The following is an 8,859-nucleotide window of genomic DNA, read 5'->3' on the forward strand; positions in this document are numbered from 1 at the left end:
CCGCCTTCTTCGTTGGCCGCCACGCCTCGATGCACCATCGGTGTCCATCGCCATGGTGTCCTCGTTTCCTGAAAGCGGAGCATAACTCTCCGGTTCAGTATGCCGCAAGCGGAGGCGGTGCCTCCGGTAAGGTCAGTCCGACTGGTGCCGTATCCGTCGACGGGCTACCGCCGTCGGCGATTGGTGCTTATTGCGTTGGGGCATTATTTTCTCGGGGTGACGTCCTCAGCCGTTGGTGCAGTCGCTCGGTGGATCTCCCCTTTCCTGGCGGTTGCGGCCGTCGCCGGCATGGGTAGTTCGGTCTTACTGGCGCACCCCGGTCCCGCCCCGGCGGTGCGCCTGGCGGATACGGTGAACCCGCTGGCCGGACAGGCGCTGTACGTCAATCCCAACTCGGCAGCCATGCGCGCCGCGCAGGGCACCAACCCGCCGAGTCCCGAGTTGACCGCCATCGCCAACACGCCGCAGGCGTACTGGATGGACCAGGCATCTACTCCCGCCGTGGACGCGAAGTACATCGCCGACGCACAGGCAGCCGGCACCATGCCGGTGTTGGCGCTTTATGGAATCCCGCACCGCGACTGCGGGAGCTTCGCCGCCGGCGGGTTCGGGTCGGCCGATGCCTACCGAGGGTGGATCGACGGCGTCGCGGCCGCCGTTGGCTCCGGACCGGCGGCGATCATCCTCGAACCCGACGCGCTCGCCATGGCCGACTGTCTGTCGGCAGGCCAGCGCCAGGAACGCTTCGACTTGATGCGTTACGCCGTCGACACGCTGACCCGCAATCCGGCCACGGCCCTGTACGTCGACGGTGGCCACTCGCGCTGGGTGAGCGCAGGCGACATGGCCGCCAGACTCAACGACGTCGGTGTGGGCAAGGCACGGGGATTCAGCCTCAACACCGCGAACTTCTTCGCCACCGACGAGGAAATCGGGTACGGCGACGCGATTTCGGGCCTCACCAACGGTTCGCACTACGTGATCGACACGTCGCGCAACGGCACCGGACCAGCGGACGGCTCCATGTACTGGTGCAATCCGAGTGGACGGGCGCTGGGCACCCCGCCCACCACGGCCACCGCGAGCCCGAACGTCGATGCGTACCTGTGGGTCAAGCGTCCCGGTGAATCCGACGGCTCGTGCGGCCGCGGGGATCCCGGACCGGGGCGGTTCATGAACCAGAGCGCCATCGACCTGGCCCGGAACGCGGGCCAGTAGGGACATGCCGACCCTCCGCCGGGAACCGGGGAGCTAACCGCGCAGATAGGTCAGCACGGCGAGTACCTTCCAGCCACCTGCCTAGATAGCTATCGTCGATGCGTGGGAGCCGCACGTGTGGCCTTGGCCATCTTCGTGACAGGTCTGACTGTCGTGGGCTGCACCGGACGTGAGGACGTGCCAGCGTCCCCGCCCCGTCTAACACCCACTTCTGTAGGCGCTCCACTAACTGAAGCGACGTCGGCAGACGGAGAGTGGCCATTCACTGTTCCGATGGGGGTGTTGAAGTGCTACGCCGAGGACAGCATGGTGACGTTCACGGCCGGCGGAGTGGAGTACGGGTTGATCGCCACGGCGATTCGATTCGGCGGCTTCCCGAACATTGACGAGATTGTTCCCGACGGCCCCGTCGGCTACGTCGAGATCAACGGCGAAAAACAACTTGTTAAGACCAATGGGCGGAGTCTGGACGGAATCTTCGGCCGCGCGCGCGACCTCTGCTCTTGACGAGTCCAAACCGCGGTTGTTGATGCGCGACTCGGCAGCCGGCCGATGAGCCACGAGGCACTTCCAGTGTGGTGATGGGCAACTGCACCTCGTCGACTAATTCTGGGACCGATTCGAACTCGTCGGGGTGGATCTGGTCCCCGAAGATCACGCAGATGGCGTGGACCCGACCAACACCCTGCTCGTCTCGGCCGCCGGCGCCAATGTCACAGCGGGCCGTGCCAACTGCCACCGTTGGCATCCGTCAGTCAACGCATCGTCGACGGCATTGACTATCGCCGTCAATTGCGGCGCTTGGTCGTTCAACCAAATCTCCGTCGATCCACCGCTGAGCATGATGCGATGCGTCGGCGATCCGCACGTCTTCAACAGCGCCGACCGGCACAGCAGCCGATCGGCCGCCGACGCCCATTCCAATGCGCCTCCGGAATCGTCCACGTCGCTGTGCAGCCCGACGACCTTCAATCGGCGGGCCCCAAGCACCAGCGGTGAGCGATCGTCGAGGTAGACGTAGAGCGTTCGCTGGGCGCACTCGCCCAAACGGGCGATTTGTTGTTCCGTGTGCACGATGAAGCGAAAGACGCCGAGGTTCACCGCCCGGCGCATCCACGCGGTCGTCGGGCCGCACCGGAACACGATCTGGCTGGACCGAATGCGGTTGTACTGCAACAAGTCCAGGTCATCATCGTCGTGGGCGGTGACCGTGAGGCCCTGCTCCCGAACCCAGGTCGCCAACGCATGGTCGTTCAGCGCGGAAGCGGGCACGCCGTATCCGGCGCCGGCGATGACGCGGCGCGTGAGCTGAATCGAGTCACGCAGTTGCGGAGGATGGTTCGGGGTATCAAGAGCAGGTGTCATGAATCCAGATGTACGCGCAGCCCGACCCGACGGCCGGACTCGCACACACTCTTGACACAGACTGCCCGAAAACTTACGTATCCTTGACAGACGCTTCATTCGGTAGCTGCTCGATGGCGGCCAGGTCGACGGTTCGCCGGCTCATCGAGGCGTCACGGTGTCCTCGGGTGCTGATCTCCTCGGGTTGGCGGCCAATCGATCGACGATGTCGGCCAGACCGGCGAAGCCGGAGGCGCCAGACATGTCGGCGGCCACGCGTCGGCTGGCCTGGCGGTAGTGCGGTTGATTGAGCACGGCGAGAATGTCGCGGCGCAACGCGCGCGGCGTAGGTCGTTCGCTTCTGATTCGCCGCCCGACTCCGGACCACGCGACGCGAGCGCCTACCTCGGGTTTGTCTTCCTTGCCGCCGGTGGCCACGATCGGCACGCCGTAGCGCAGCGCATACTGAACGCCGCCGTAACCGCCGTTGGTCACGTAAACCGCGGTGCGCGATAGTAATTCGTCATACGGTAGGTACGCCGCCGCGCGGGCGTTTACGGGCAGCGGTGGCAGCGTGTCCAATGGGCGACCGCCCGTCGCGACCACGACCAGAACGTCTTCCTCGGCCAGCGCGCGCAACGTCGGTGCGATGGCTTGTCCGTAGTCGACGTTGGCAAGCGTGCCCTGGGTGACGTGGACGACGGGTCGGCTCCCGTCCAGATCGGCCCACCACGGCGGTAGGGGAGCCTGCGAGCCCGCTGCGGACAGCGGCCCGACGAAGTGAAGCCCTGCGGGCACGTCGGACAGGGGGTATTCGAACGAGGGCACGGTGAACTGCACGAGCGCGTCGGCCCGACGGCCCCAGTTGGTGAATGTGAACGGCATCACCGAGCCGTGCACCTCCCGGTGGAGATCGTCGATGAGCTGGTATGGCCGCCGGAGCATTCGACGCTGCACGGCGGCAATCGCGGCATTGCGTCCGCGGTTGAGCACGCGGGCGGGCGGCAGCCCCGATCCGAACGGGGCGGTATCGACGCTGTCGACGCACAGTGGGGCGACCCCGCACATAACGACGGGCGGACGCGCCGGGCGCTGGCGTGCGAGCAGGAATGCGGCGCCGAGGAATGCCGGCTCGGCGAGCACGGCGTCTGTGGGGCGGGCCGCAAGCATGGCCATGAGCGCCTCGTGCTGCGCCTTGGCCGGCCGGGCGAAGACGTGTTCGAAGTCGAACGCCATCGCTTTGACGCCCTTCAACTTGGCGCGCTCGGGAAAGGTCGCGAGGCGTGACCGGTCGTCGTAGTCGGCCTCGGCTGGTAACGGCACGAACGAAGCGCCGGTAGCGGAGACCTTGTCGGCGAATCGTGAGCCGGTGACGAACCGCACGTCGTCGCCACGTTCGACGAGGCTCTTGGCGACCGTCAACAGCGGTGTGACATGGCCGTGCACTGGGATGCTGGCGATGATGATCGATGCCATGTAGGCCCCCGAGGCTCGCCTTTCGCCTTGACTACGTTCTGATAGTATTCATTACTATGCCACCGCAGTCAATATCGAAGAGGTCGTCGCGGGCGTACCGATCGGAATTGCGCCAGCAGCAGGCGGAGCAGACGCGGTCGCGGGTCCTCGAGGCGGCGGCGGACTTGTTCGGCGCCGAGGGTTACGCGCGAACCACCCTGGCGAAGATCGCCGCCGCGGCCGGTGTCTCTCCCGAAACCGTTCAGGGCCAGGGACCCAAGGCGGCACTCCTCATCGCCACCATCGAACACGCCGCGTTCGGCGTCGCAGGTGAGGAGAACGTTCTGAATCTGGACGCCGGCCGCGAGTTCCTTGCCATCGAGGACTACGCGGAGGCAGTCGACTTCTTCGTGGCGACCCAGGCGGACCTGCACGAGCGGACCGCACTCCTCGCTCAAGCGCTCTTCGGCGGCGCGGGCTCCGATCCCGAATTGGAGCGGTACCAGACGGACTTCATCGCAGGCGTCAACGCACAGCTCCGGCGGCTCCTCGGCGTCCTTCGCGACCGCGGATGGGTTCGTGGTGACGTTCCGTTCGACGAGGTCGTCCAAACGATCGCAGTCCTCGGCGGCCCTGAAACCTACCTGCGGATCGTCCACGGCGAAGGATGGAGCGTTGCCGCTTACCGTACATGGCTCCGGCGGATGCTGGAGGAGACGGTTTACGTTCGACCGCAACCGAATTGATGGCTCCCCGGCTACAGATCTGCTACCCGGCCGTTGTCGACCAGCCATGAGCGATCCAACCGAACGTTCTGCAACATCCGGCGGTCATGCGTCACCAACAACAATGCACCGTCATAGGTCTCGAGCGCCTGCTCGAGCTGCTCGATGGCGGCGAGGTCGAGATGGTTCGTCGGCTCGTCGAGAACCAGCACGTTGGTGCCTCGGGCCTGCAACAACGCAAGGCCTGCGCGGGTTCGTTCACCGGGCGAGAGTTCGTCAACCGGACGTTCCACGTGGTCGGCGCGCAACCCGAACTTCGCGAGCAGGGTTCGCACGTCGGCGGTCGACCATGACGGCACCCGCTGCTCGAAGCGATCGATGAGTCGCCCGGCACCCGTGAAATCAGCACGCGCCTGGTCGATCTCGCCGATGGCCACGTTGGCGCCCAGACTCGCGCGGCCCTCATCCGGCCGCTGGCGACCGAGGAGCAGCCGCAACAATGTCGACTTTCCCGCCCCGTTGGGGCCCGTGATACCGATCCGCTCGCGGGCATCGACCTGTAACGACACCGGGCCGAGGACGAAATCGCCCTGCCGCACAACGGCATTGTCGAGGGTTGCAACAACCGAACTCGACCGCGGCGCGGCTCCGATGGTGAACTCGAGGCTCCATTCCTTGCGGGGTTCGACGACTTCCTCGAGGCGGGCGATCCGGCTCTCCATCTGACGCACCTTCTGCGCTTGCTTCTCGCTGGACTCGGTGGCCGCACGTCGCCGGTTCTTGTCGTTGTCGGGAGCCTTGCGCATGGCGTTGCGGACACCTTGACTCGACCATTCCCGCTGAGTGCGTGCCCGCGCCACGAGGTCGGCCTTCTTGTCGGCGAACTCGTCATATTGTTCGCGCCGGTGTCCGCGACCGACTTCGCGCTCTTCCAGATAACTCTCATACCCGCCGCCGAAGACGGTGGTGGTGTTCTGCGCGAGGTCCAGTTCGAGAACACGGGTCACGGTGCGGGCCAAGAACTCCCGGTCGTGACTGACGAGCACGACACCACCCCGAAGATCCTGGACGAAGTGCTCCAGCCGGGCGAGACCGTCGAGGTCGAGATCGTTCGTCGGCTCATCGAGCAGCACGATGTCGAATCGCGACAGCACCAACGCCGCCAGTCCCACCCGCGCCGCTTGACCACCCGACAACGAGGTCATCGGCGTGGACTCGGGCCGCACCACATCGGAGTCGAGCCCCAAATCGGCCAGCACCGCCGGCAACCGCTCGTCGAGGTCTGCCGCGCCGGCAGCGAGCCAGTGATCGAGCGCAGCTGAGTAGTCGGCCGCCGGATCGCCATTCGCAGGATCTTGATCCGGATCCGCCAGTGCGGCGGCCGCCGCTTCCATGGCCTGCGTCGCTTCGGTGCATCCCGTACGGCGCGCGATGTAGGCGGCGACGGTTTCCCCTGGCACGCGCTCGTGCTCTTGCGGCAGCCACCCGACGAACGCGTCCGGGGGCGCGATGCTGACGACACCGTCGAGCGGTTCGAGGTTCCCGGCCAGTATCCGCAGGAGCGTGCTCTTGCCAGCGCCATTGGCGCCGACCACTCCGATCACGTCGCCCGGTGCCACGGTCACGTCGAGACCTTCGAACAGGGTGCGATGGGCGAATCCGCCGGCCACATCCTTCGCGACGAGCGTTGCGGTCATGGGCCCATCGTCGCACCACGTGGCCATCACCGACGGCGCGTGCGGTGGGCGCCGCCGGCGCGGCGACGCCTTAATGTGACCTTACTTTTCTCTTATGTTCCTTATTTTCGGTGTACGGTTGCTTCCATCACTCGGTGATCACCAGTGACGGAAGGAACCGCACATGCACAACGGACCGACACGAATCGTCTTGGTAACCGGCGGATCGAGGGGCATCGGCGCGGAAGTCGCACGGCAATTCGCCGACCCCGACACGCACGTCATCGTGAACTATCGCGAGAAGGCCAACCGGGCGAACTCCATCGCCGCGGCCATCGGCGATGCAGGCGGCCACGCGTCGACGATGGGCGCCGACATCTCCAATGAAGCCGACGCAACGGCGATGATCGACTCCGTCAGGTCGCGCTTCGGGCGCTTGGATGCCCTCATTCTGAACGCTTCAGGTGGCCTCGAACCGGGCGCCGACCCCGGCTACGCAATGCGCCTCAATCGCGACGCTCAGCGACATCTCGCACAGCTGGCGGTGCCTCTGATGCCCACCGACGGACGCATCGTCTTCGTTACCAGTCACCAGGCCCACTTCTTTCCGAACAAGGCGGTACCGAAGGGCTATTCTGCGGTCGCCGCAAGCAAGCGCGCCGGCGAAACCGCCCTCTACGCAATGCGTTCCGTGTTCAGTCGAGCCGGTGTACACCTCACCGTTGTCTCCGGGGACATGATTGACGGGACCATCATCGTCAGGCTTCTGCAACGACGCGATCCGGACGAAGTGGATGCTCGCCGCGCACAGGGGACTCTGCCGACCGTCAACGAGTTCGCCGCAGCCATCGTCAGCGCCGCCGATTCCCCGAGCCCCCAGGGGATCGTCTACGTCGGCGGGGCCGACTACGTCATGACCGCCGCCTGACGAGGATCAGCGGTCACCGCGGCACCTCCGACGTCGTGATGCGCCGCTGCACCTCGTCGAGTGGCCACTTCCGCTCTCCATCGACAACGTGCCATTCGAGATCGACGAATTCACCCTCGCCGGCACGCTCGACGGCGAGCGCTTCGTGCCAGAAAAGGTGATGCCCAATCAACGCACGAACCAGCTGCCGCTGGCATGGGATGTCATCGACTTCAAACCCGCTCCCTAGCGGTGCTGGCCCCGTACCCGCCTTCCGCTACGCCGACGGCCACGTCATACCGTCGGGGGATGAAACTGCGTTTGCCTCGCTCGGTCGCCCGCTCGACGACCAAGCGCACTCCACGGCGGACCAGTTCTTCGCCGCTGACGCCGGCCTTTGACGCCGCGCCGGCCCGATACGGGATCGGGGTGCGGCACAACGTCGCAGTGCCGATGAGCGACGGCGTCGTGTTGCGCGCCGACATCCACTACCCGACCGAGCCGGCGACCGGACAACCGGCCACCGGTCCATTCCCGGTGCTGCTGTCCGTGACGCCGTACGGGAAGAAGGCGCCACCACCGGCCGCGCAGATCGGTGGTGGGGCGACCCCGTACCTGATCCGGCGCGGCTACATCGAGGCGATGGTCGACGTGCGCGGCACGGGTGCCTCCGGCGGCTCGTTCGAGATGTTCGGGCCCGAGCAGGCCCAGGACGGCGTTGACCTGGTCGCGTGGGCGTCGACGCTGCCGAACTCCAACGGACGCGTCGGCATGTTCGGCATCTCCTACCTGGCGATCAACCAGCTCTTCACCGCGGCCGCCGTCGGGCCCGACTCACCGCTGAAGGCCATCTTCCCCGTGATGGCCGCAAACGACTTCTACCGCGATGCCACGACCATGGGCGGCATCCCACACATGCGCACGGTGCGGGCGTACGGCGCGACCTACTCGCTGCTCAACCTCGTCAACCCGACGCTGGAGTTCGCGTCCCGCGGCGGCCACCCCCGGCCCCGCGCAGGCGGAGTCGCCGAGGTGCGGCGACGGGGCCGTGCCCAACGCCAGTACTTCCGCACCCTCGCCGCCGAGGCCGCCCGCGGCGGGGAGCCCGCGTTCGACGGACCGTTCTGGGACAACATGCGGCCGGGCACGGTCCTGCCGAACATCGTGGCCAACGGCGTGGCGGTCTTCCTCGTCGGCGGCTGGCACGACGCCTTCCAGCGCGGCGCCCCGCTGAACTACGCCGGACTGCAGAACGCGGCCGCCGGTCGGCCCGTCGACGCGCCGATGGAGCCCGGCCAGCAGGTGTCGGACCGCTTCCGGCTGCTGATGGGTCCCTGGTATCACGTGTCGGACTTCGACGGACTGCACCTCAACGCGCTGCAGTTGCGCTGGTTCGACCAGTGGCTCAAGGACGAGCCCGCCGCCGCGATGTCAGGACCGCCGGTGGTGGTCCAGCCCATCGGCAGCACTCGATGGTTCCGCACCGGCGACTACCCGTTCCCCGACGCGACGCCCACCCGCTTCCGTTTATCGT

The 8,859-nt window shown here is 66.5% G+C and carries 9 protein-coding genes; 6 read left to right on the plus strand and 3 right to left on the minus strand.

Annotated elements, in window-relative coordinates:
• Window positions 1-99 precede the first annotated feature (99 nt).
• Window positions 100-1,218 (plus strand): glycoside hydrolase family 6 protein, encoded by a 1,119-nt coding sequence (locus QOC69_RS32680; RefSeq protein WP_526446638.1) that lies wholly within the window; start codon window positions 100-102, stop codon window positions 1,216-1,218.
• Window positions 1,219-1,524: 306 nt separating this feature from the next.
• A complete protein-coding gene (locus tag QOC69_RS32685) occupies window positions 1,525-1,725 on the plus strand; it encodes a hypothetical protein (protein ID WP_526446639.1) in 201 nt (66 codons plus the stop codon).
• Between the two features lie 147 nt (window positions 1,726-1,872).
• Here QOC69_RS32685 and QOC69_RS32690 read toward each other — a convergent pair whose 3' ends face one another.
• Complete coding sequence (locus QOC69_RS32690) at window positions 1,873-2,583, minus strand: hypothetical protein (RefSeq protein ID WP_526446640.1); 711 nt, start codon at window positions 2,581-2,583, stop codon at window positions 1,873-1,875.
• Between the two features lie 141 nt (window positions 2,584-2,724).
• Entirely contained in the window at window positions 2,725-4,038 is a 1,314-nt protein-coding gene (locus tag QOC69_RS32695; RefSeq protein ID WP_526446641.1) for a glycosyltransferase, read from the minus strand.
• Window positions 4,039-4,145: 107 nt separating this feature from the next.
• Between QOC69_RS32695 and QOC69_RS32700 the strand changes: the two genes are divergently transcribed.
• The gene (locus QOC69_RS32700) at window positions 4,146-4,763 is read left to right on the plus strand and encodes a TetR/AcrR family transcriptional regulator (RefSeq protein WP_526446642.1); all 618 of its coding nucleotides are present in this window, start codon (window positions 4,146-4,148) and stop codon (window positions 4,761-4,763) included.
• A gap of 11 nt (window positions 4,764-4,774) precedes the next feature.
• Here the strand turns inward: QOC69_RS32700 and QOC69_RS32705 are convergent, their stop codons facing one another.
• Window positions 4,775-6,439 (minus strand): ABC-F family ATP-binding cassette domain-containing protein, encoded by a 1,665-nt coding sequence (locus QOC69_RS32705; RefSeq protein WP_526446643.1) that lies wholly within the window; start codon window positions 6,437-6,439, stop codon window positions 4,775-4,777.
• Window positions 6,440-6,602: 163 nt separating this feature from the next.
• Between QOC69_RS32705 and QOC69_RS32710 the strand changes: the two genes are divergently transcribed.
• From QOC69_RS32710 to QOC69_RS32720, 3 genes are all read left to right on the plus strand, one after another.
• Window positions 6,603-7,346, plus strand: a complete 744-nt coding sequence (locus tag QOC69_RS32710) for an SDR family oxidoreductase (protein WP_526446644.1) — start codon at window positions 6,603-6,605, stop codon at window positions 7,344-7,346.
• A gap of 88 nt (window positions 7,347-7,434) precedes the next feature.
• Complete coding sequence (locus tag QOC69_RS32715; RefSeq protein WP_526446645.1) at window positions 7,435-7,575, plus strand: hypothetical protein; 141 nt, start codon at window positions 7,435-7,437, stop codon at window positions 7,573-7,575.
• 173 nt (window positions 7,576-7,748) lie between these two features.
• Window positions 7,749-8,859: CocE/NonD family hydrolase (locus QOC69_RS32720; protein ID WP_526446646.1), on the plus strand; the 1,111-nt coding region annotated here is incomplete at its 3' end.

Origin of the sequence: Mycobacterium sp., assembly GCF_032162105.1 — a bacterium.
In the GTDB taxonomy this organism is placed as follows: domain Bacteria; phylum Actinomycetota; class Actinomycetes; order Mycobacteriales; family Mycobacteriaceae; genus Mycobacterium.

What these genes read in the sequence shown, in the direction of transcription:
- QOC69_RS32680 (WP_526446638.1), top strand. Translation starts at nt 100, where the DNA reads ATGCCGCAAGCGGAGGCGGTGCCTCCGGTAAGGTCAGTCCGACTGGTG.
- QOC69_RS32685 (WP_526446639.1), top strand. Translation starts at nt 1,525, where the DNA reads ATGGTGACGTTCACGGCCGGCGGAGTGGAGTACGGGTTGATCGCCACG.
- QOC69_RS32690 (WP_526446640.1), bottom strand. Translation starts at nt 2,583, where the DNA reads ATGACACCTGCTCTTGATACCCCGAACCATCCTCCGCAACTGCGTGAC.
- QOC69_RS32695 (WP_526446641.1), bottom strand. Translation starts at nt 4,038, where the DNA reads ATGGCATCGATCATCATCGCCAGCATCCCAGTGCACGGCCATGTCACA.
- QOC69_RS32705 (WP_526446643.1), bottom strand. Translation starts at nt 6,439, where the DNA reads ATGACCGCAACGCTCGTCGCGAAGGATGTGGCCGGCGGATTCGCCCAT.
- QOC69_RS32710 (WP_526446644.1), top strand. Translation starts at nt 6,603, where the DNA reads ATGCACAACGGACCGACACGAATCGTCTTGGTAACCGGCGGATCGAGG.